The 22,127-nt window shown below is 61.8% G+C and carries 11 protein-coding genes; 2 read left to right on the forward strand and 9 right to left on the reverse strand.

Annotation, left to right across the window (positions count from 1 at the left end; all coding sequences use genetic code 11):
* Positions 1-7 precede the first annotated feature (7 nt).
* The 5 genes from P8L30_12275 to P8L30_12295 form a co-directional block, all read right to left on the reverse strand.
* Positions 8-3,490: an FG-GAP-like repeat-containing protein gene (locus P8L30_12275; GenBank protein ID MDG2240970.1), complete on the reverse strand. Its 3,483-nt coding sequence runs from the start codon at positions 3,488-3,490 to the stop codon at positions 8-10.
* Positions 3,487-5,232: a CRTAC1 family protein gene (locus P8L30_12280; protein MDG2240971.1), complete on the reverse strand. Its 1,746-nt coding sequence runs from the start codon at positions 5,230-5,232 to the stop codon at positions 3,487-3,489. Before P8L30_12280 ends, P8L30_12275 begins: the two co-directional genes overlap by 4 nt.
* A complete protein-coding gene (locus P8L30_12285) occupies positions 5,229-8,129 on the reverse strand; it encodes a tetratricopeptide repeat protein (protein MDG2240972.1) in 2,901 nt (966 codons plus the stop codon). The genes P8L30_12280 and P8L30_12285 overlap by 4 nt, the downstream gene beginning before the upstream one ends.
* Positions 8,126-10,336, reverse strand: coding sequence for a CRTAC1 family protein (locus P8L30_12290; GenBank protein ID MDG2240973.1), 2,211 nt, complete (start codon positions 10,334-10,336; stop codon positions 8,126-8,128). Before P8L30_12290 ends, P8L30_12285 begins: the two co-directional genes overlap by 4 nt.
* Positions 10,337-10,425: 89 nt before the next feature.
* On the reverse strand, positions 10,426-14,085 hold the full coding sequence (locus P8L30_12295; GenBank protein MDG2240974.1) for an FG-GAP-like repeat-containing protein: 3,660 nt from the start codon (positions 14,083-14,085) through the stop codon (positions 10,426-10,428).
* An 88-nt stretch (positions 14,086-14,173) separates the two neighbouring features.
* Here P8L30_12295 and P8L30_12300 point away from each other — a divergent pair, with 88 nt between their 5' ends.
* Entirely contained in the window at positions 14,174-17,452 is a 3,279-nt protein-coding gene (locus P8L30_12300; GenBank protein ID MDG2240975.1) for a carboxypeptidase regulatory-like domain-containing protein, read from the forward strand.
* Positions 17,453-17,471: 19 nt separating this feature from the next.
* Positions 17,472-18,317, forward strand: coding sequence for a carboxypeptidase-like regulatory domain-containing protein (locus P8L30_12305; GenBank protein MDG2240976.1), 846 nt, complete (start codon positions 17,472-17,474; stop codon positions 18,315-18,317).
* Positions 18,318-18,332: 15 nt separating this feature from the next.
* Here the strand turns inward: P8L30_12305 and P8L30_12310 are convergent, their stop codons facing one another.
* The 4 genes from P8L30_12310 to P8L30_12325 form a co-directional block, all read right to left on the reverse strand.
* Complete coding sequence (locus tag P8L30_12310; GenBank protein ID MDG2240977.1) at positions 18,333-18,851, reverse strand: hypothetical protein; 519 nt, start codon at positions 18,849-18,851, stop codon at positions 18,333-18,335.
* Positions 18,852-18,946: 95 nt separating this feature from the next.
* A complete protein-coding gene (locus P8L30_12315) occupies positions 18,947-20,872 on the reverse strand; it encodes a peptidylprolyl isomerase (protein MDG2240978.1) in 1,926 nt (641 codons plus the stop codon).
* A gap of 13 nt (positions 20,873-20,885) precedes the next feature.
* Positions 20,886-21,704 carry a PHP domain-containing protein gene (locus P8L30_12320; protein ID MDG2240979.1) on the reverse strand — a complete coding sequence of 273 codons (819 nt, stop codon included), beginning with the start codon at positions 21,702-21,704 and terminating at the stop codon, positions 20,886-20,888.
* Positions 21,705-21,803: 99 nt separating this feature from the next.
* On the reverse strand, positions 21,804-22,124 hold the full coding sequence (locus P8L30_12325; protein MDG2240980.1) for a F0F1 ATP synthase subunit epsilon: 321 nt from the start codon (positions 22,122-22,124) through the stop codon (positions 21,804-21,806).
* Between the last annotated feature and the right edge of the window lie 3 nt (positions 22,125-22,127).

A 22,127-nucleotide genomic window follows, 5' to 3' on the forward strand; every position in this document is an offset into this window, starting at 1 on the left:
CGGCGTCCTAACGCGACGGAGGCATCGCGCCACCCAGCGGTGGGACCGGTACCGCTTCCCTCGTGTGATAGACGTCGAACAACTCTGGGAACGGGTAAGCCTCGTCCTCGCCATAGGGATATCGGCTCATGCCATGAAAAGGGAGCGGCTCAACACGCCAGCCATCTGCCGTGTTCACATCCGCGTCCTTTATCCAGCCTTCTGTGTAGATCAAGAAGTCCCTGCTCCAGCCCTCCGGGAGCGGAGGCACCGGTCCGGCGTCAAAGAGAATCGCGAGTTCGTCGCCGGGGCCCATGATGGGATATCGATCGTCGGCCTCGCCGATGAGAGGAAGGACGTCACCGTACCGTGTGTAGCTGCCTTGAATGGGCCGCCACGGGGACTCCTCACTCACCACCTCATAGTCGAACCAATGCGGGCCAAACCGCCCGCCTTTCCTGTACTGTCGGGAAAATCCACGGTACCTGAAGTCGGCCTCAGTAGGCTCCAGCCGGTTCATCACGACTTGTGCGCGCGGGCTCCCAACCGAGACGAAGGCCTCATCCCAGTAGATGTTCATGTTCGTGCGCAGCCGCACGCGATGATCGTCCGTCGGGAAGAGTCCCGTAAGGTCTTGGATGACGGTCTTGTTCTTTCCTGACGGGAAACTCATGACCGGCACAACGGTCACCCAATCGCCCCCGACTCCCACGACTTCGAGATGCGGCATCACGGTCTCAAGTTCCTCCGATTGCGAGATAGCCACATTGATGCTGGCATCCGTCGGGAAGATCCAACCCCGCAGGTAGAGTTCGACGGACTCGTCCGTATCAAACGCTCCGAGATCCAAGACGAGGTCGTGGACCTCGCTAACCCCTTGATACCGGTCGGGCTCAAAGCTCGTCACGTAGTTGTCATCGGACGCGAGAAGCTCCGGTAGGACATCGCGCCCGAGTTGGTCCACTGCCGAAAGCGGCCGACGCTTTTCGGATACCTGGTGGAGCGAGAGGGGTGCATCCGGATCCGGCCACACGAACCGTTCGTCAACGAAGACGTCCACCGAGTCCGGGTGATCTACCACGACGAGATCGACCTCATCGATGTAGAAGACCTCCCAAAGTTCTCCAGTCACGCGCATTTCGTACCGACCGTCTCGTTCCCGTAGTGCCTCGCCCGGGATCCGCAGGTACTCTTGTGAAGGCCTCGCCGGGGCGTACTCGGTACCCCCCGCAGCCATCAAGCCCATAGGCATGCCAAGTGCACTCTTCCACATCAGGTCGGTAACGAAGGTGAAGGCCTCCCCGTCCCAGGTGTACAAGAATGGGCACGATCCTTTCAGAATCTGCTCCTCGACGACCGACTGGTTGGCCCCGGGATAGAAGAGGTTCTGCGGCACTCCGTTCGGCCACCGCACACGGACGACATCGGCGCGGGCGTGTTGTCCGAGCCCAATGTGGATGTCGGGGCCGGTCACCACTCGAGTCTGGTACAGCCCGCCGGCCCGTACCTCCAACTTCGCGCCAAGGCCGAAGTGGTTGTTCTTGCCGCTCCCCGTGGACAGGCCGACCAACTGCATCTTGAGGTAACGGTTGGCATTACCGCCATCGTTGCGAAGGAGCCGTGCCGCACCATCTGCCGTCGATACGAAGATGTCGAGATCACCATCGTCGCCGAAATCCCCCGTCGCAATGCGCCGAAGCGGTGGCACATCGGGAAGAAGATCCGAGACGTCGTCGAATTGCCCAGCGGCGGCATTCCGGAACAACCGGATCACACCCTCGTCGCCTGACTCCCCAACAAGGAGCACGTCGAGCCACCCATCGTTGTCGAAATCGATGAATGCGGCATCGTGCACATCGAAGTCACGCGCCGACGCGAGCAGCGCTGTAGGACGATCATCCGCCCCGAACGTCGTCCCGGACTCGTTCAGATACAGCTCGACTGCACGGCCACCCCGCGGAGCGACCAGTACGTCCAAGAAGCCGTCATTGTTGTAGTCGCCAACCGAGGAGATCCCAGTACCGGCCGCATAAGACCCCAAGCCTTCCGGCCTCGCCGCAAACCGGCCGAGTCGTTCGTTGTCGTACACCCGAGCTTGCCGACCATCGGCCGACACCACGAAGTCGATATCGTCGTCGTCGTCGAAGTCACCAAACGCCATCGACCCGCCCGCACCTGCATTGCCAATACCGGCGCGCGATGTCACGTCCGTAAACGACCCGTCCAGGTTGTTCCGGAGCAGAAAGCCACCCGACGCGCCGGAGACGCTCAGATCAAGGTCACCGTCCTGATCGAAATCCAAGAACAGCGGCGCGCCGGCCGGAACGGACAGACCCAAGGAACTCGTCACATCTGAGAATGAGCCGTCTCTTGCGTTCCGATACAGCCTTCCTTCCCCATCGGCTGCCACATAGAGATCGAGAAACCCATCGTTGTCATAGTCGCCGAACAGCGCGGCGCTGGGCTGCCCCGAGGCAAGCCCGGCGACCTGCGTGACATCGACGAAGCCAGTGATCTCGTTTTGGAGCAGGCGGCCGCCCACAAAGAGGTCACGGTCACCGTCACCGTCATAGTCCGCGAAAGCGAGCACACCCGTGTTCGCGGCACCCGATCCCGCCGGGATCCCGACTATGTCGGTCGCGTCGGTAAAACGCAGCGCAGCGAGTACCGTCTCTGGATCCCGTACCTCCGTCCCAAACGTCTCGCTGAACGTCACCAAGGGGAATCCTACGAGCACGCCCCCCGGGCCCCGAAGGTCTATCAGGCCCTGTTGGTACGCGGGCGTCGTGCGCATGACGTTGTGGAACGCCAGAGCAGGCCCACGAGCGCCCGGGGCGTCTCCTGCCCGGGCTGCGACTAAAGCAGCATCGAACAAGTCCTGCCCCTCCACGGGGAATTCAGGCACAAGTTGGCGCAGGTCTTCGAGACCGACCGCAGCCGCCGACGCATCTCCGGAAGTGAGCAAGGCGCTCACCTGCTCCACCCGTGCCGCCACATTCGCTGGCTGAAGTTCGACCACCTGCCCTAACGCGGACGCCTGGCGGGCCGCAGCGGCAGAGTCGCCGATGTCCGCGTCCATGGACGCCAAGGCGTACAGGATCTTCACGTGTTGGGGGTCCGCTTCGAGCGCCGCTTCAAGCGTGGCCCGAGCGTCATCCGTACGATCCTGAGCCAGGAATATCTCGGCTAGAATGAGACGTACATCGGGAGCGGCGGGCTCTAGTTCGAGCGCCCGTGCCACCTCCACCTGCGCTTCAGAAAGGCGGGCCATGCGCAGATACGTCAGTCCCAGATTCGCGTAACCCAGGGGCTCCTGCGGGGCCATTTCGACGAGTCGCTCGAACTCCACTGCCGCCTCGTCGAGCCGGTTCTCTTCGAGGTAGGCCAGGCCCACGGTGCGAATGGTCAGGACCTCGGCCGGGTCCAGCGGCGGCCCAGCGTCAGCACACCCGGCCATTAAGCCCACCGCGAACATCACGTTGAAAGCCCGCCCGGAGCTTGAGAGCATCATCGCCCCTCTTCTATCGATACGGTTTCGCCTGCCGAGACCGGCCCCCTTCGAGTCCGCTCCGTGCCAGGCCATTGAACTACGATACTGTCGACCACAGAAGCCCCGCCGAGTCCAAACTGAAGTGGCACCACAGCCGACTGCGAAAGGTACGACGACGCTGTGCGCACAAACCGTCGTTGGACGCGGGTCCCGACAAACACCGAGACCGTGGCGCCGAGTCCGTTGAGGTTGGGCGCGGCTCCTTTCAGATGTACCCCGACCCACGAAGTCGGGGGCAGGTCGTTACGGAAGAGCCGCGGGGACCCTCCGTTCACAGTGACGAGTAGATCCAAGTCACCGTCCGCATCGATATCAGCTGTGGCGAGCCCACGACCAACCACAGGTACGGTAAAGTCGGCACCCACCGCTTGGCTCGCGTCGACGAACTTGCCCGTCCCGTCACCGATGAACAGCAGGGGACGCTGTGCAAAGGTCTGATCCTGTTGCACCGCGCTGATCCCCGGTTCGATGTGTCCATTCGCACCAACAAGGTCCGGGATTCCGTCTAGGTCGAAGTCCGCGAAGAGAACCCCGAAGGTGAGCGGAATCAGCGTCGACCTGGTCAGCCGGGCGGCACCCGCTCGGTCTTGGAACAGGTCCTCGCCAATTTCGGTGAACAGTCCGACTGGCTCGTGCGCGAAGTTGCCGATGGCAATCGACCACTGCCCCGACCCCGTCAAGTCCGCGACGTCGACGCCCATGCCGGCCCTGGCTCGCCCGGCCTCATCGAATGCGACTCCGGCCCGCACCGCAATGTCCGTAAATGTGCCGTCCCCATCGTTGCGGTAGAGGAAGTTTCGTTGAGTGTCATTCGCGACCACGATGTCTGGCCACCCGTCATCGTTGAAGTCTGCGACGACCACACCCAGAGACTTTCCCGTCTCGTCGAGCAAGCCGGCTGCTTGGGTAACGTCCGTGAACCGCCCCGCACCGCCATTCGCGTACAGGCGGCACGACTCACCCTGATATTGCTGCGGCGTCGCATAGGACTTGGAAGACCCGTCGATCGTGGCGTACAGGTCCGTCTCAGGGCTCCACTGCACATAGTTGCACACGAACAGATCGAGCCATCCGTCCAAATCGACATCGACCCAGGCGGCCCCAGTCGACCAGGTGGGACTCGCGGCGTCGGGGCCGCCAGGCACTCCGGCGGAAACGGTCACATCTACGAAACGTCCACCGTCGTTGCGTAGGAGGACATTCGTCCCAGTTGCCGTCAGATAGACGTCCTGATCACCGTCTGCGTCGTAGTCGGCCGTCGTCACGCCCATGCCGTACAAGGAGATGTCTAGGCCCGCAGCAGCGGTTACGTCCTCGAACGTCCCATCCCCACGATTGCTGTACAGTCGCTGAGTTGGCCGGGGTCCCTCACCTGAACGTCCCTCCCACCAATCCGAGTTGACCAGCAAGAGGTCTACATCACCGTCGCTGTCATAGTCGAAGAACGCGGCGCCACTACCGATCGTCTCCGGCATCCACTTCTCTCCAAACGCTCCAGTGACGTGCTCGAACATGATTCCAGAAGATTGAGTCACGTCGACGAACACCACATCCGTCGAAGCGGAGCCCCCACCAGCGCTGGCATACGTGGGTTCTGAATACTCAGGCGCGGTATCCACAGCGGGCTCTTCACCGGAGCATCCCACGATGATCAGCGCGAGCATCAGACTTGGGGCCGGCACACTCGATTTCTTCACCTTCATCGATTGATCTGCAGGCGGTGAATGGGGACGGGTTGGGCCATGATATTCGCACCGGCATCCTTGGTCCGATACGCCCTCGTGAGTTCTTGGGCGGACTCGTCGATCCCGTAGTACAGATACGCCGCTTCCGCGCGCCCAGCCTCTTCTTCCCGACCGAGGGCCCTCAGAGACAGCATACGATGATAGTGCGCGATCCTGTCCTCGGGATCGATGGCAAGGACTTCACCAAGCGCCACAAGTGCCTCATCGAATTGCTGGTCCAGGTAGAGCGTTCGCCCAAGAGCGCGCCAGCTGCCGCGGTCTTCTGGGAAGTCCTCCAGAACACGTCGGTACGCGAGCACAGCCTCCTTGTAACGCCCGTCCTCTAAGAGCACCTGGCCCCACAGCCAAGCAACCTGTGCATTCCCCGACTCAATGACCTCGGCCCGCTCGAGGGCGTCGTACGCCTCGACCAAATTCCCTTCCGTCAGCGCGACACGCGCCCTGTTTAGTGGGCCATCGAGGCGATCAGGCTGAAGGACCTCAACTCTTGAAAACGCACTCGCGGCGGCCCGGGTATCCCCCTCCTGGAGCAGAGCGATTCCATAGTCGTTGTAGCGTGCCCATTCGTCTGCAGTGAGTTCAGCCGCACCGGCACCCCGGGACTCATCCGCCCGAGCTTCTATGACAACCGAATCGGAGGCGATTTCGGTGACCGGGAGTTCGGGAGCTTCAAAGAACTGCTTGAACCCGGCTGGGTTCGCCGCGAAGGCGAACTCCGAATAGCCGCGGTTGAACTTTCGCCAGAGCAGACGTGCCGAAACGGTTAGCGTCGAGCCCGCGAAGGCGGGCGGTAGCGCGACTTCGTAGTGCGCGAGATCCGCGGATCCCGGGCCGATCACGTTCTGATAGACGGTCACATGAATGTCTTGGGCGTTTCGTTCGTCAACCGGGTCGCCGTTTCGATCGACGATCACCGCTTTGAACGTGTGCGCCATCGGATCTAGGTGGCCGTCAGCGCCCAACAAACCACTCGCCACCAAGCGGGACCCTTCAGCATCTTCGATCGTGAACTCCAGCCAGCCCTCGTTGGAGTCGTTGGTCCCACCTGGGAAGGTGTGACCCACACCCCGGTTCCGAATTACGACATCGAAGGTCAGTGGAACACCTACCGGGACCACGGTGCCCGTCTCAGCCAACGGAAGCGCTCCCTCCACACCGGGGACACGCACAGCGAAGAGATCTACGCTGAGCTTCTCGGCCTGTAGGAAGTCCTCGATGCGCCGCAGCATCGCTGTGTCACCCCGAATGAACGGAAGCGCCGTGTTCGCCGCAGCGAACCGATGAGAGCGCACGAGTCCGTTCTCGGCGGCGACGTCTCCCAACGGAGCGGGCTCGGGCGGCATGTGGCAGTCTTGGCAGAGCCGTCGAGCAGGTGGCAGGTAGAACGTGCGCGCCGCGTTGAGAGAAACACCGCTGTCGTCCCAGTTGTCGAACTCGTTCTGTCCGCGAAGCCATCGGTAATTATTCACCGGCTCAGAGAGACTGACCTTGTGGCACGTGGCACAGTATGCGCTCTCCTGGAAGAACGGCTTAATGAGCTGAGCTTGATGGACAGTCGGACGCGCCTTGAGAGCCACATCGTGCAGGTAACGCGCAACAGATCCGGGCGCTGCGTCGGCAAAGAGGTACGGGTCTTCCTGCTCGTCCGCGATGTTGTAGTTGCCGTTCCCGGTCCGATCATGGATCTGGTCCATGGCGTGACACGCCAGACACGTGAGTCCGGCCTGAGCCTCTAGCGTGTTTCGATCAAAATCCCTTCCCATGTCACCTGCGAGCATGAGAGCGGGGTCGTGGCAGCCACTGCACCACTTGCTCTTCGCCTTCCCAACCCCGTCGATCTCTTCCCCCAGCGCCGCGGCGTGCTCATCCACCCACGCATTGGACTCGAGCGAGTTCTCACGAAGGCCCATGATTGTGGCTTCGTAGAAAGGATTATTAAACGACGCGAAGCGATGGGCCGACGAGGCCCACTGGTCCACGACATCGGGGTGGCAGGCCACACACGCTTCGGCCCCGATCAGCGCATCGCTCGCAAAACCACGAGCCTCGACTTCGGCCCGTACTACCTCGGGAGGCGTTCCAAATCCCGGTTCCGTCAAGATCCGCGCGGCCAGGTAGGCACCCGTCGTGGTTGTGGCGGCGGAAGGAAAGAACGGACTCTCGGGCGGGACTGCGCCGACCGGTACCCAACCAGACGAACCGAAGCGACCCGCCAGCATGCTAGCCACATCTCGTTCAGGACCACCCGGACCGTCTGACGCGACCGTGCCACGACCCGATGACATCGCCAGGCCGCCGTGAAGCATGAACATCGCGAGCCCGCCGGCCGCCACACTCCCCAAAAAGCGCGCGAACCTTCGCCCTTCAGGTCTCGTGTAGCTCACGATTCGATGTCCGATGTATAACCCGACTACCAGCGCACCTGAGGCTACGTGGGCCCACCACGCCCACGAATTCTCTCGACTCGCTGCAGCCGAGAGAATGAACAATCCGCTTACAACCAGGGCCACACCAAGGGCCGCGTACGGGATGCCTGTCCAGGCGGCCTCGGAGTGGAATCTGCGCCACACGGAAGGCAGGTGGGCGACCAGGAAGACCAGCATGACAGCAGCTAGAAGTAGACCCACCGCAGTGTGCGCGAGGAGCATGACCTGATAGAAACCCGGCAGGCTCGTCGCTCCAAGAGCGAAGGGAGCGAGCGCAACGTTGTCGGCGAGACGAACCAGCACGAGAAAGACCGTATCGGCGAGCATGAAGCCCGCGAGCGCGAGTGCCGCCGTCAGCAGGCGCTTCAACCAGACAGGGAGAAGCGACGGCAGCTGCGGTTTGCGCTCACGCGACGAGGACGGGGTCACCGGCCGGCCGCCCCGAGCGAGAACGGGACACGTGCCACGGTCTCGGTGACGCCGATCCCTTCCACGATCGTGTATTCGGTGTCCACTGACACCGGCCCGATCTCTTCGACCAGACCGGTCGTCGGCCACAGGACGCTTACACTGACCGGCCCGACCGACTGGCCCAGGCCGATGTCCAGACGGAGTGGGTTCCCTCCGAAGGAGCTTCCACTCGTCACCATTCGGTGTACCTCGCGCGACACTCCGGCGTCCGAAAAACCGACCGTAACCCGTGCGCCGATCGCGGAGCGGTTTGTAGCCTGCCCCACCAGACGCAACGTGAGTGAGTGATTTCCGTGACCGGGGTTCTGGAAGAGCACGTTACGAGCAAGGTCACCCTCGTACGCTCCGCCCATCGCGGCGAACACGTCCTGATCGCCGTCCTGGTCGATGTCACCAAAAGCGACACCATGCCCTTTTTGGATCAGGCCGAAGCCACCTGATGTTGTCACGTCTTGGAATCCCTGCCCTCCTCCGTTCCTGAACATCCGATTGGGCATCAGTGCCTGGAAATACGCATCGCCCGTGCCGAGATACAGGTCGAGCCAACCGTCGTTGTCCAAGTCCCCGAAGTTGGAACCCATCGCGAACTGGATTCGATCCAAGCTCTGTTCGACCGTGACGTCCTCGAAGCTCCCGTCTCCCCGATTCCTGTACAGTCGAGGCACCTCAGATTGATGCGGAAGGCCAAGGTACTCGGCCGCTATGTCGCCGAAATTCGTGCGATAACCCGCAACGTAGATATCGAGCCACCCATCGTTGTCGAAGTCCCAGAACCACGTCGGAAACGCATCCACCGGCTCTGAGACCCGCGCCTCGATCGTGCGGTCGCTAAAGCTCCACCGCCCGCCTGCCCCCGGTCCGTCGTTCCGTAACAAGACGTTCGGCGCGTTCGTCCTCGAGACGTAAAGGTCCGGCCGACCGTCGTTGTCATAGTCTCCGGAAGCGACCCCTTTCACAATTCCCACGACAGCGACCCCGACTTCCGCGGCTACGTCCGAAAAGGTCCCGTCACCTTCGTTCCTGAAAAGTTGGGTCGGGTGTACATCGGCGCCGAAGGTCTCGTTCCCAATGAACAGATCCAGCAGCCCATCCCCATCATAGTCCAGCCAAGCGGCGGTCTGGCTCGGGTATTGGGGATCGAGCAGTCCGGCCTGTTCCGTCACATCCTGGAACGTCCCGTCGCCCCGATTCATAAGCAGCGAATTGGGCTGACCGTCCGCGAGCCAACCACCTCGAAGAACGAACACGTCCAAATCGTCATCGTTGTCGTAGTCGGCCTGAACAAGGTTTCCGCCGCCCCACAAACCCTCTAGGCCGGCGGCGCCCGTGCGGTGCTCGAACGTCCCGTCTCCCCGATTCCTGTGGTACCGGATCGGGTCGCGTAACTGCCAGGACGTGGACATGAGATCGAGGAGCCCGTCACCGTCGAAGTCGTCCATGACTCCCCCCCCCACGTGACCTACCTCATCCACACCCAAGGCGCCGGCCACGTTCTCGAAGCGGCTGATGTCGTGTTCTGACTCAAAGACCTCCGGAGGGATCAGCAACGCACTCGGCACTCCGTCCGGATACGTGCCGGCCATCATGTGAGCGACGTTGAGCATCCATCGAGATCCAAGGTTGTCCGGATCCACTTCCAGATATCTCCCGTAAACCTCGGCGGCGGCGATGGCGCCACTTGGGTCGACGTGGACGCCTGCCGTGGGCACTGGCACCGTACAGGCCACGGGCCCTGCTCCCGCAATGCAGTTCGCGAGTTCACCGGAGCGAAGGTGAGCGATGGCCAGGAAGTCCAGAATCGAAGCTAAAAAGCTGTGGGGAGCCCGGGCTTCTGGAGGAGCATCTCGCTGATAACGCTCCAACTCGATCAAGAGCGTCGAGAGCATCTCTGCTGCTTGGTCCAAGCGCCCGGAATAGAGCACCTGTTCAGCGACTGCGAGCCCGAAGAGGAGCGCCTCCCGCTCGGTCTCACGGGCCGGAAGCGCCAACATGGCGTGGACCATCGCGCTATTCGCGAACCGATTCCTGACCGGATCGACATTCGCAGCCAAGCCCTCTAGGCGTGCCGCCATGTCGACGGGCACCTCCGGCGACGGAGTCCCGTCACAGCCTGACGCGATAACCGTCAATGCCAACGCCGTTGAGGCGGCCAGTGAAAAACGCACGCCGTGATCGCTCCTGGACAAAGTAGGCGGGCCCGAGGGGCCACGAGAAGACTGGATGGAGAGGAACATGCTCGGCGCCAACTAGGCGATCAAGACGGATTCCACCGGACGGTTACTTCAGTCGCTCCGCTATCTATGGCCTGTTCCACTGTCCTCCCCCACGGCCACCTCACTTCCACCGCCCGGGGAACACCGGAAAGCCCGAGGATCTGTACGGGGTCATCACTGGACCAGTATCCGGCTCCGGAGTGGACTTCTCGGGCCGGGCCAGCCGTCCCGGCATACAGAACACGCATGGTCGCACCGATGCCCATCGGATTCCCAGGTGGGCCCACCAATCGTACTCTAAGCCCCGGCTCGGAACCTTCATTCTTGAACAGTTTGGTCTCTGCCCCGTGCTGTGCCACAGCAAGGTCGACGCGCCCATCGCCATCGAAATCCGCCATCGCTGCCCCGCGTTGGTCCCCATACGCGACGAGTCCGGAAACACGACCAGGCACTGCGGCGACACTCCCGTCGCCTCGTCCGAGCAACAAAAGTCCCCGCCCCGCGTCGTACCGAGGCGAGAATCTCTCCGTCGGGAAGAAATTCTGGGTGATCACGATGTCCTCCACTCCGTCTCCGTCCAGGTCCCCGACGCCAGCATGATGCGCGGGCGCAAGCTGCGCCTGGGTCGGTAAGGGAATGGCGTCGAAACCGGAGCCCGTGTTGAGGAAGGCCGTGTGGGCCAAAATGGTCACATGGGTCTGAAAGAGTTGAGCTGTCTCAACGCCAAAGACCTCAGCCAACGTGGCTTGGCTGTATGCCTGGAAACTGTCTAGTCGCCCCCTTACGGCCGGCAGCGCGGAGCGCACCTGTTCGTACCGAGCCAACGGAAAGAGTGGGCCACCCACCTCGCGGGCTCTCGACAAGCCGATCTCCCAGGTACCGCTCTGGTCCACATCAGCATACGCCAACGTCAGAGGGCGGTCGTTGGACGTTTTCAGTCGGGTATTCAGGCCTTCGTTGGTAGCGACCAGGTCCATGCGTCCATCACCGTTCAGATCTCCCGCGGTGATCCCACGCCATAACCCCCGGCTGCCCGCCAAGCCCCATGCGTCCGTGACGTCACTGAATCGGCCGGCATCGTTGAGGAAGAGGCGTACCGCCCCCCACTCGATCGCCAAAGCGAGGTCCGGGTCACCATCGGCATCGACGTCGGTGAACACCGCTCCGGATACCAAGCCCAGGTCAGTGAAGAGGCTGACCGAGTCCTCGAAATACTCACCGCCGTCATTGATGAGCAGTCGAGATGTAGCGGGCAGAGGGTAGAAGGCCGGCACGCTGCGCCCCCCGACGAATACATCGAGATCACCGTCACCGTCGACGTCCACCTGAGCCAGTGGCCCGACGGAGGAAAGGCTCGGCTCTGCGAGCGGCGCGGGAGCGCCGTGACCGTTCGGCTCGTAGCGCACGACTCCGGACAGCGCCCGAGCCTCCTCGGGACTTCTGGAGTCGAAACTCGTTTGGCCCGCAATAAACGCCACACCGTCGGGGCCCCACGTGGGGAGCACCGTCGTGAGGTCATGGGCGGTCACCGCACCAACCACTGAAGTGAAGCGCCCGTTGTCGTTCCGCAGCAGCGTCCTCGACTGCGCCTGACCAGCTGCGACCACAAGATCTGGATCCCCGTCACGGTCTACATCCGCCCAGGTCACCCCAGGCCCTAGCCGCGACAACTCATATGGTAGGAGAGGCTGTCGGCCGAGATCGGGAAACGCGACATCGGAATGCCGGTGCGCTATGAGATCCGAAACGTCTTGGAAGATCGGTTGGTCCAGGGTGGGGTCGCCCGGAGTCGTTGCTACAGCCCCCTCTTCGCGGATCTCGTAGACCCGATTCGCCCCTGCGGGCACTCGGGTGATGCGCCCACTCGGCCATTTCACCTCGAGCACCAGGTCGTCACTCAACGAATTCGCGGCGAAGGAGACCAAGTGCTCGGAGCTCGACAGGTACAAGCCAGCTCCGCGGACCTCCTTCTCCTGCGTAGCTACGGCTCCTCCGAGAAGTCGGATCCTGGCGCCGATGCCGTTCATGTTGGGTGCATCGCCGCGGAGACGCACAGCTACTCTCCCCGCAGTCGCTTCATTTCGCAAAAGAGCAGCCGGCATATTCAGTCGATTGATAACGGCGTCCAAATCGCCATCGCCGTCCAGGTCGCCGAGGGCGATCCCGTGGGACACGTCGGGCTCCGATGCGAAACCCCACTCCTCCGCGACCTCGCTGAAGGTCAGGTCCCCGTTGTTACGGAAGGCGCGGTTCCGCGTGGGGAGGTCCGGGTAAAGAGACTTCGCTTCCCTCCACGTCATTGCTCCCCTCAATCCAGAAATCCGCTCGAAGGCGTCGCCGTCCCGCATGTCGCGACCGTGCCCGTTCACAGCAAGAAGGTCTTCGAAGCCGTCCAGATCCACGTCCAGAAACACGCTCCCCCAGGTCCATTCGGATCCGTCCACCCCGGCCATCTCGGCGATCTGGGCCCAAGTGCCGTCTCCTCGTCCCAAGAAGAGGGTGTTACGCCCTACCTGGGGCCGGTCGGCCACCGCACCGATGGGCTTTTCGATCGCGGCATGGAGCGGTACCTGAGTCAACCGCCGTGCTGGATCCGAGCTCAACATGTCCGCAACGAAGAAATCCATGTGGCCATCGCGATCCACGTCGGCGAAGTCCACAGCCATGGAGGCGTGACTGGTCGTTCGCAGCGCGAAGGGTGCGGCTGCCGTGAACGTGCCCGCACCGTCGTTGATCCAAAGCTGATCCGGATCGTCAAAATCGTTGCACACGTACAGATCGGGATCCCCGTCTGCGTCTACGTCGAAGAAGCCGACAGCGAGTCCGAAGTCGTCGAGGTCACGCGTGAGGGGTCGCCCGTCCTGATCCAAGAAGCGGCCTTCAGTCCAAGACACTGCCGCGAAGGCTCCCGTTCCATCGTTCAAATAGAGCCGGTCAGTGTCGGCTTGTTCGACGGCCACCTCTACCCCGTCTCGTGTCTCGATACGGAAGTGGCCCCGGAACGCCTCGACAATTTCCGGCCCATCTGGCCCCTCGACCACCAGTTCGACCGACGCGTTCTCGTATGGCCTGAGGACGTCCGCTGCGCTCTCCACCTTATAAGCAGCCACATAGAGATCGAGGTCACCATCACCATCAATGTCGGCCAGAGCCGCGCTCGTGCTGCCCAATGTGGAACCGAGTCCCACCCGGTCCGTCACGTCCTCGAAGGTGCCGTCTCCACGGTTGTGAAAGAGGGCGTTCGGGCCCCCGAGCGCAGTCACGAACAAGTCGAGTCGTCCGTCTCCGTCCACATCTGCGAACGCCGCGCCTGTGGAGTAGCGTCCATCGGCGACGACACCCGCAGTGGCTGTCACGTCTTCGAAGCGCCACCCACCGAGATTGCGATAGAGCGCGTTCCCGCCCTCCAGGCGCGAGAAATACACGTCGGGCAAGCCGTCCCCATCGTAGTCCCCGATCGTCACGCCGGAGCCAATAAGGAGATGATCGTGGTCACGGGCGGTCTCGGTGGACAGCCGATTCTCGAAGTCGATTCCCGTCCGGCGCGACGACATAGACTCAAACCCTGCCGCCCCGCGTGACGGCACCGCCACGTCACGCCAACGATACGAACCCTCGTCCTGCCACGTCGTCGGCTGCTCGGGTGCACAGGCACCAGAAGCCACGAACAATAGGACGGCTAAACTGGCCCGCAACATCATGGCATCGTCAACTGTCTGTTAGCGTGAGCTGTTACGACACAATCTACACGACCGGTCCTTTCCCAACTGTCGAAAAGATAGCCTTCATATGAAATGCGCCCATCTTTCCGTGGTGTTCTTCGTCACGGTCGTAATTTCGTTGCTCCTGTCCGTTCAGACCGCCTCCGGACAGTCTCAAACGAGTTCGGCGATCCGGGGCGTAGTGCTCATAGCGGACGACACGCCCATCGTCGGGGCAACCGTCATCGTTCGGCACGCTCAGACCGGCGTCGAGAAGGGATCGCTGAGCAATGCGGACGGTCGCTTTCTGCTTCTCTTGCTCCAGCCGGGTGGGCCATACGAGCTGACCATCAGCTATCTGGGGTACTCCGACCTCACGGTCGAGGGCATCCAACTCCAAGTCGGCGAAACACAGACACTCACGATCTATCTCACCGAATCTGCGATCGAGGTCGAAGGCATCGCAGTCAACGTAGAGCGCGACGAGATCTTCAATCCGGGCCAAGTGGGTCCTGCCACACTTCTCAACGAGCGGATGGTCGAATCTGTACCGATCCTTTCTCGCGATGTCATGGAGCTCGCCAATCTTTCTCCGCTGGTGAAGACCACCGAGAACGGCGGCTTCTCCATCGCCGGGCAGAACGACCGCTACAACCAGATACTCATTGACGGCGTGACGAACAAAGACGCCTTTGGCCTCACTGCCGGCGGTGTCCCTGGGGGCCAGGCGGGCGCCAAAATGCTGCCTATCGACGCCGTGGCTCAGTACGAGATTCTCGTCGCACCTTTTGATGTCAGGCTGTCAGGCTTCACGGGCGGAGTGATGAATGCGGTGACGAAGACGGGTACGAATGACTGGAACCTGCGCGCCTTCGGAGTCGGCAGACACGAGGCTCTCATGGGAGACCTCAGCCTGCCAACAGGACTGGTGAACGCCACAGGAGTCGACCGATCCCTATTCGGCTTCAGTGCAGGGGGACCGATCATTCGCGACCGAGCACACTTCTTCATTTCTACAGAATTCGAAGAGCGCCGGCAGCCGCCAACGGGGTTCAACCTGCTCCGCGACGCCCCCTCGTTAGTACAGGTAACCGACGAATCAATGGGAGCGTTCCAGCAACTGTTCCAAAATCAATTCGGTGTGGACACGGGCCTGAGCGGACCCTACGCCCTCGAACAAGACCTCGCGAACATCTTCGCCCGCGTCGATGCCACAGTCGCTCAGGGACATAGACTGACCGCCCGTACCGTGCTCGCGAGCGCCAACAACGAAGAGGCGCCGAACCGCGCCGCTTTCGAGCCCTATGAGCTGTCGTCGAACGCCGTGCTACGCAACTCCCAGACGACCAACACCTCGATCCAACTATTCTCGGAGTTGGGCGCTCGAGGTGGGAACGAACTCGAATTCTCGATTCAGAGAACGACGGATGAGACCACGCCATCGTCGCCTTGGCCGCAAGTCGAAGTCGAACTCCGGAGCCCAGTCGGAAACGGAACGTCATACAGCCGAGCGGTTCGGGCCGGCTCTCAGTTCTTTGCTCAGGAGAACGACCTGGTTCAGACCAGCTACCGCTTTCAAAACACAGTCACGCTTCCCACTCAGGGCGGCAGCACATACACACTCGGTCTGCTGGCTTCACTGAACTCCGTCGAACATCAGTATCTCCCGGGGTCCAAGGGTGACTTCTATTTCGCGAGCATGGATGACGTCGCGAACAACGCCCCTAGTCGATACCAGCGAACCGTCTTGCTACCGGGACAGGCCCCGGCCGTCGACTTCTCTGTGCTCGAATGGGGCGGCTACATACAGAACGAGATCGACGCGGGCAAAGGGCTGACCATGCGGTTCGGCTTCAGAGTCGACGTCCCCACCCTCCTCGACAGACCCGAGTACAACCCGGAACTCGACGAGCTATTCGGTTTCGACACCTCAGCGCCTCCGAGCGGCCAAGTGCTCTTCTCGCCTCGTTGGGGCTTCAACTGGCAAAGTGACGGCTTCCGTACCACTCAGGTCCGTGGAGGTGCCGGCTTCTTCACTGGCCAACTTCCCTACGTCTGGCTGGCAAACGCGTTCCACCACAATGGCCTCCGGTCCCAGACCGAGGTGTGCACCGGCCGCTGGACGGACGATCCACGAACTGGGAATACGGCACCGGGCTTTACTCCTGGAACGCCGCCCGTCGGGTGCATGAATGGCAACGCCATCACGGTCAAGCCGGCTACGGTGTTCGCGGACGACTTCGAATACCCGACGTACATCAAGTTCTCGGCAATCGTCGATCACGAAATCTCCGACCGCCTGAACGGTTCACTGGGCTTCTTATTCTCACACGCGCGCAAGCAGGTGACGGTACAGGAGCAGAATCTTGACGGACCGAAGCGCCCATTGGGCTCTCTTGAGGGATACGGCGGGACCGCACGAAGCCATTTTGGTGACGCCACTTCGAGCGGATTCGCGCCTAACCGCGATCATCCCGAGTATGATCAGGTCCTTTTGGTGGCGAACGGAGGAACCGACTGGACGTATTCCTTCACCGCGGAAGCCAGGGGCTACTTCAGCGAAGACCTCGCATTCCAGGCCGGCTACTCATATGCGCGCTCCTTCGATCGGATGAGCCTGACGTCTGCGGACATGATCTCCAACTTCGGGTTCAACGCCACAGAGGGCAGCCCTAATCAGCCGTCTATGACAGCGTCGAACTTCGACCGTCCACACAAGTTCGTTTTCTCCGTGTATGGCCGGCCATTTCCCAGCGTGTCCAATACAGAGTTCTCTCTGCTCTACACGGCTCAGTCCGGTCTTCCGTTCTCGTATGTGTATCGGGGGGATATGAATGGGGACGGCTATCCCGCTCTTGGCCCGGCATTCGACCGGTTCAATGACCTTCTTTACGTGCCCAACGTGGCGTCTGAAGTGCCGTCTGGATTCGCCACGCTCGCTCTGCTCGGAGCGGCGTTGGAGAGCGATGAATGCCTGGCCGCTAATAAAGGCGAGATCCTGAGACGGAACGCCTGTCGGGCGCCTTGGCAGCACCATCTGGATCTGAGGGTGACTCATGCGATCGACGTGGGTGGATCTGAGATTCGATTGGAGGCAGACATGATCAACGTGCTGAACCTGATCAACTCCGAATGGGGGACGATTCAGTCCATTCGCAGCAACGTTCCGCTCCTAGAGCCGACGGGTCGAACCGAGAGCTTGAGCACCACGCCCGGCGAACTCTCTTCGCGATGGGCGGGCGGTCAGTTGCCAGCACGAGATTCAGAGGGACGACTCGTCCCCCCCAAACCATGGTCCGTTCTCACCCCTGACTCCCAATGGCAAGCGCAACTCGGTGTGCGAGTTACATTTGGAGGACGCAATTAGCAGCACCGGGGGACGAACTATGCAGACACATTCCTTCCCGGCCAGGGTCACATATTTGGCCAGCGCCGTTCTTGCACTCGGTTTCACGGGCGGGCCAACTCACGCCGCCGAGACTGACGTTTCTGCCAACCTGCTCGGCTACATTCACGATGAGGTCACGGGTCGCGCCATCCAGGGCGCTTCGGTTCTGTTCGAGTCGATGTCGACGTCAAAAACGACGAGCGAGCTAGGTTTCTTCACGTTCACCGACGTCCCGATCGGAGTGCACTTCCTTAGGATCGAAGCCCTGGGATACGCGGAGCGCCGAGTTCAGGTGCGTCTCTCCGACGACCAGTCGTACGAAACCGAGGTGTATTTGAGTTCGGAGGCCGTCGAACTCGAGGGCCTGAGCGTCGAGGTGATTCCAAGGAGGACGTTCAACGAACTCCGAGATCTCGATATTCGACTTGATCGTGGTCCTGGACAGTTCATTCTCCGCACCGAAATCGACCAACGAGGGGGCAACCTTATCAGTCTGCTGCAAGGTCGGCGAGGCGTCCGAATTCAAGGAAGCGGCGGGATATCGTCAGGGCGCTCCGTCCAACTACGGCGCGCGCAGCATCTCACATCCACGGCGGCCGGACAGCACACCATCGTAGCGTGTTACCCAGCCGTGTTCGTGGACGGCCGCCGTTTTAGTCGGCGCGCGTCCCTTGGTGACCAGGAGACCGATCTAACCGAGTTCTTGTCGTCGGACATGGACGCGGTCGAGGTCTATTCGGGCTCCTCGGTGCCGGCAGTTTTCGGAGGAGGAGACGCGGCGTGTGGTGCAATCTTGGTATGGACCCGTAGAGGCCCACAGCGTCGGGGGGAGACTAGCGAGTAGGACGCAGGGACCCGGCTAGGTGCAGCGCCGAATCGCCCATCCTTCGGGCCCACGAACAAGGGAGCAATTGAAGCGATACCAGGTGCGCTGATTCTCTCTGAGTGTTGCCGAGACTCGGGCCAAATTGGGTGTGACCCAAGTCGGGTGACTGATCCCAAGCACGATCGCTCGCTCCCCCGTCGACCTAACAACCTCGGCTAAATCATCTCCATAAACACAGTCGGAGATCGGCCTCACCGCAGGACGCACGCCGCGGAGCCGCGAAAGCAGGGTGGATGGCGGATCCATGTCTTTCGGTCGAGCGCTCTGCGCAGTGGCCTCGACATCTCGCCTTCCGACAACATCTGCCACAACGAGACAAATGGCTCTTGGCTCTCCTAGGAACTCGGAAGGATCGTAGTTCTCAGCCAGGAATTCGACCGTCGCCACATAGACAGCCTGGGTCTCGCGGCTCGCCGTACGACCGCCGTAAACCTCCTGCGTGGTGGCGCACCCCGACGACACGGCGAGCGCGGCGAACAACAAGCGCTTCATCTGTCCTCTTCCTCCTCCTAGCGGCACGTCCTAGCTCTCATACTACGAAGACGAGTCAAAGGTTGCCCAGACCACATGGGCAGAATCGGAGGGGTCTAGTTCCCACCCTCCGGAATGACACGCGCTCGCTCGATGACATCGAACAGCTCGAGTCGATCCAGAATGTCCAAGCCCTCCTCCACCCAACCAAACGCAGTGAAGGCACCGTCCAGTTCAAGATGTCGCGAATGCGCAATCATGAACTGGCTTCCCTGGCTGTCCCGGGAGCCGCTGTTCGCCATCCCAACAACACCGCGCAAGAACGAAAGGCTGGTGAGTTCGACACGGGTCGAGAACCCGGGCTCACCTGACCCGTCCCGCTCGCTGAAATCTCCGGCCTGCACGACGAAATTCGGAACGACACGGTGAAACGGCACCCCATCATACAGACCGGCGTCCGCAAGCCAGCTCACGGTCTGAATCGTGAGAGGAGCTTCCCCTACTGCCATCCGAATGAGGATTCGCCCTCGGGTCGTCTGCAACTCGAGCATCGGGCGTTCACCCAGTTCGGCGAGGCGAGCCCAGTCGATTACCTGCGGTGGGGCCGTCGTATCTAGATCGACTCCACCCGTCACCTCCGGGTCGACGGAAGCACTAACGTACGCCGGGCGACCCACAAATTCGGGAGAACCGAGTCCTCTCTGAGCTATTGCTCGCAGGGAGGCCACGCGATGGTCCGACGCCCCACGGAACACCTCATAGTACAGATCGTGAGTCTCCGGAGTCGGTCGGTCGTTATTCCAACGCGCGGCGAGGGCGGCCATTGCCCTGTTCGCGACCACATCAGAGGGGTCGTCGAGAGCGGATACCAGTGCCTGGATCGCCTCTTCCCCGGGGAGGTATGCCAGCGTCTCGAAGCCGACGTTCCATCGGAATTCGTCTCCAGGCGGAATCTGGTCGATCCACGCCCTAACTGTCGCCACGCGTTCAAGCCGTGCGAGTTGGACGAGGAGGGGCGCCGCAACGCCCAGTCGGGCGCCATCACTACCGTGGAGCCACGCTTCAATGGGCGCAATCAAGCCTTCATGGATCGCATCCTGCCCCAACCGCTCCGCTGCGGCGACCGCAACATTCACGTCGGGGGCGTTCAGTGCTTCCAGCAGAACGGGGACACTGGCCGATATCGGGTCCATACCGTGCATCGCGTCTGCCCGCGTCCGCCAGTCGGTCGCCTCCGTAGCCCATTCGCGGAGCCGTGAGCCGTTGAGTACGTCGTTCATGCGCGACAACCCTCGCACCAGGTGCATCGCCGCCGGGTCACCCTTGTCATAGGTGTCCAGCGCCGACCGCAGGAACAGCGATCGACTCGCCCAGCGGCTCACGTTGTTCGGCGACCGGAAGTAATGGGCTGCAGCATCTCTCACCCGCGGATCGACGTGGGTGAGGTCATCGACCACGCGTTGGCGGAGCGCGTCACTCGCGACGGCGCCTGAACCCCCCAGGCGCGACAGCGCATACACTCGGAGCACATTCTCTTCGCCGGAAAGATCGTCCGTGAGAAGCGCGTCGGCCGCTTGCTCGCTCGGCAACATTCCGAGGGCTCCGATCAGCGCCGCACGGACCTCAGAAGCATGCTCGCTGTCGAGCGCCCGGCGTACCGCTCGGACAGCGTCGGCATCACCGATACGCCCGAGGGCGAAGGCCGCATCTCGCCGGACGTCTGGAGCCGCATCTTGGAGCAGCGGCATCAGAGCATCGACTGACTCCACCGCCCCTATGGACCCCAACGCGAAGGCGGCACGCGCCTTTATGTCGGAACGTTCGTCACCGAGAAGCTCGACAAGGCCGTACATGTCACCGACGACCTGAAGGTCAACTACAGATTGAAGGCTAGCGTCCGTGAGCAAACCGTCGGAGGGGCGACTCGTCGGGATTCCAACGAACAGGTCACTCCCGACGTCGCTACAGCCCGCGAGCAAAAGCGCGGCAAGCGGGAAAAGAAGGCCCACACGGCTCAGGATTGGTTGAGGTATGAGGTTCATCTCTGTCCGTGCTTTAGAAGCCGCCCTCCGAGAGAAGCGGCTCGATTTCCGATGCTGCGACGTGGAAGTCACCCAAAGACGCCCCGGCGAAAGGGGTGTGCCAGTCAGATCCCCCGCTCATGAGCAAACCGCCCGTGCGGCAGATTGTCTCATAGCGTACGACATCGTGCTTGCGATGGGACGGCCGATAGACCTCCAGGCCTCCCAACCCCGCCCCCACGAGACCTGGCAGAAGTTCGTCCACTAACCATCCCGGAGGATGGGCCCAAATGGGGATGCCGCCGGCTTCTACGATCATACCGACTGCCTCGACCGGTGAGGCCAGGTGCGTCGGGACGAACGCCACGTGGTTGTCGCCGATCAGCGAGTTGAAGGCACCACTAACCGTCGAGACATGTCCCAACGCGACGAGCGCGCGCGCGAGGTGCGGGCGACCAATCGTAACGTGATCCGGGCCGGCCGCCTGGAGGACATCTTCGTACGTCACTTCCAGGCCGCCCTCAACCAGCTTTGCCACCATTTCCTGCATGCGCTCCACCCGTCGGTTGCCTGCGCGCGCGCAATGGGCGATCAGAACCGGGGACTCCGGGTCGACAAAATACCCGAGAATGTGGACGTCCTGCCCCTCGTGGGTCGAACTGACCTCAATGCCACGAATGACCTGGATCGGGAGCTTCTCTGCGGCCGCAGCGGCAGGCTCATATCCGGCCATGGTGTCATGATCGGTGATCGCGATCACATCGAGACGCCCGTCCACGGCCCCTTGAACGACCGCCTGAGGCGTCCAAGCACCATCGGACGCCGTGGTATGCATGTGGAGATCGACTCTCATCACGTCTCGCCTTTGTGGCTTTTCACAGTTCTAAAAAGAAAAGCGGGGAGAGCCAAGCTCTCCCCGCCCTCCAATGTACGCACGACGGGCTTCGTCGTGTCAGTCTTCCACATCTTCCGGAAACACGATGGCCTCTGCCGGGACCTCAGCAGGCGGTTCATCACCGGCATACTCGGTCAGCAATGTCACGGTGTTGCCTTCAACTTTCATCACGCCGCCTGCAACGTGGAAGGAATCGGCACCTCCACCGGGCCGGTCGACGCTGAGAACTCCTGAACCAATCAAGGAGAGCAACGGTGCGTGACCCGGAAGGACGCCAATCTGGCCGTCCCACGCCGGAGCCACCACGGCAGAAGCCTCACCCTCGAAGACCGTTTGGTCGGGAGAGACCACTCGCACCTTCAGAGTAACGTCAGCCATCAG

The sequence above is a fragment of the Longimicrobiales bacterium genome (assembly GCA_029245345.1).
Classification (GTDB): Bacteria; Gemmatimonadota; Gemmatimonadetes; order Longimicrobiales; family Gaopeijiaceae; genus CALFPJ01.

What these genes read in the sequence shown, in the direction of transcription:
- P8L30_12305 (MDG2240976.1), top strand. Translation starts at nt 17,472, where the DNA reads ATGCAGACACATTCCTTCCCGGCCAGGGTCACATATTTGGCCAGCGCC.
- P8L30_12275 (MDG2240970.1), bottom strand. Translation starts at nt 3,490, where the DNA reads ATGATGCTCTCAAGCTCCGGGCGGGCTTTCAACGTGATGTTCGCGGTG.
- P8L30_12315 (MDG2240978.1), bottom strand. Translation starts at nt 20,872, where the DNA reads ATGAACCTCATACCTCAACCAATCCTGAGCCGTGTGGGCCTTCTTTTC.
- P8L30_12295 (MDG2240974.1), bottom strand. Translation starts at nt 14,085, where the DNA reads ATGATGTTGCGGGCCAGTTTAGCCGTCCTATTGTTCGTGGCTTCTGGT.
- P8L30_12325 (MDG2240980.1), bottom strand. Translation starts at nt 22,124, where the DNA reads ATGGCTGACGTTACTCTGAAGGTGCGAGTGGTCTCTCCCGACCAAACG.
- P8L30_12300 (MDG2240975.1), top strand. Translation starts at nt 14,174, where the DNA reads ATGAAATGCGCCCATCTTTCCGTGGTGTTCTTCGTCACGGTCGTAATT.
- P8L30_12320 (MDG2240979.1), bottom strand. Translation starts at nt 21,704, where the DNA reads ATGAGAGTCGATCTCCACATGCATACCACGGCGTCCGATGGTGCTTGG.
- P8L30_12280 (MDG2240971.1), bottom strand. Translation starts at nt 5,232, where the DNA reads ATGAAGGTGAAGAAATCGAGTGTGCCGGCCCCAAGTCTGATGCTCGCG.
- P8L30_12310 (MDG2240977.1), bottom strand. Translation starts at nt 18,851, where the DNA reads ATGAAGCGCTTGTTGTTCGCCGCGCTCGCCGTGTCGTCGGGGTGCGCC.